The sequence below is a fragment of the Actinosynnema sp. genome, from assembly GCF_052038725.1.
On the sequence record NZ_JBQGCX010000641.1, the window covers coordinates 1 to 1,632 of the forward strand.

Annotated in this window: 1 pseudogene; it reads left to right on the plus strand. The window is 74.2% G+C overall.

The window, feature by feature from the left end:
- Positions 1-1,632 (plus strand): annotated as a pseudogene (locus ACTUAL_RS13605) (fused acetyl/propionyl-CoA carboxylase subunit alpha/methylmalonyl-CoA decarboxylase subunit alpha); the annotation flags it as partial.

A 1,632-nucleotide genomic window follows, 5' to 3' on the forward strand; every position in this document is an offset into this window, starting at 1 on the left:
AGGCGCCGGTCGACCTGCCCGCCGAGCCCGACGGCGTCGCCGCCGACGCCCGCCTCGGCCGCTGCCTGTCCGACCTGCGCAGCCTGCTGCTGGGCTTCGACGTCGACCCGCAGGACCGGGGCCGCGTCCTGTCCGGCTACCTGGCCTCGCGCGCCGAGCTGGGCGGCCGTCCCGTCGAGGGCGAGCTGGACCTGCTCACCGCGTTCGCCGACCTGTCCGAGCTCAGCCGCAACAAGCCGCGCGGCGAGCTGGAGGCCGAGCCGGGCAGCCCCGTGCACAGCCCGCGCGAGCACTTCCACGCCTACCTGCAGAGCCTGGACGTCGAGCGGGCCGGCCTGCCCGAGGACTTCACCGCCAAGCTCTCCCGCGTGCTCGCCCACTACGGCGTCACCGAGCTGGACCGCACCGCGCCCGGCCTGGAGTCGGCGGTCTTCCGGATCTTCCTGGCCCAGCAGGACCCGGCCGCGCACGCCGCGGTGATCTCCGAGCTGCTGCGCCAGTGGATCGAGTCCCCGCCGCCCGCCGAGCCGCTGCTCCAGCGCGCCGGTCTGGCGCTGGAGCACCTCGTCGAGGCCACCCAGGTCCGCTTCCCCGCGCTGTCGGACCTGGCGCGCGGCATCGTGTTCCGCTGGTTCGCCCAGCCGCTGCTGCGCCGCAACCGCGCCAAGGTGTTCGTGGAGGTCCGCGACTGCCTGCGCTACCTGGACCAGAACCCGGACGCGCCCGACCGCGCCGAGCGGATCAAGGCCATGGTCGCCGGACCGCAGCCGCTGGTGCGCCTGGTCTCCGGCCGCGTCGGCCGCCCCGACCGGGACAGCGGGCCGCTGCTGGAGGTCATCACCCGCCGCTACTACGGCAACCGCAGGCTGTCCTCGGTCACCACCACCGACCTGTCCGGCTGCCGGTTCGTCACCGCCGACTACGACGGCGGCCACGGCGTGCACCGCGTCGTGGCCACCGCCGTCGAGATCGACTCGCTGCCCGCCGCCGTCGACGCGGTCGGCCGGATCGCCGCGAGCGGCGAGGGCGGCCTGGCGGCCGACCTGTACCTGGTCTGGGACGGGCAGCCCGACATCGAGGGCATGGCCGTGCGGCTGGCCGAGGTCCTCGCCGCGCACCCGCTGCCCGACTCGGTCCGCCGGGTCACCACGACGGTGGCGGGCTCCACCGGCGCGGTCATGCACCACCACTTCACGTTCCGCCCGGAGAACGGCGCGCTCGTGGAGGACCGGCTCATCCGGGGCCTGCACCCGCAGATCGCCCAGCGCCTGCAGCTGCACCGGCTGCGCGAGTTCGACCTGACCAGGCTGCCCTCGGTCGACGAGGAGATCTACCTGTTCAAGGCCACCGCGCGCAGCAACCCGGCCGACGAGCGGCTCATCGCCATGGGCCAGGTCCGCGACCTGACCCCGCTGCGCGAGTCCGACGGCAGGCTCGTCGCGCTGCCCGCCGTGGAGGAGGCCATCACGGCCTGCCTCGACTCGATCCGCAACATCCAGGCGAAGCGCCCGCAGAACAAGCGCTTCGACACCAACCGGATCATGATGTACGTCTGGCCGTCCACCGAGCTGTCGCCGGACGAGCTCAACGCCCTGGTCCAGCGCATCCTGCCGACCACCGCGGGGGCCGGGC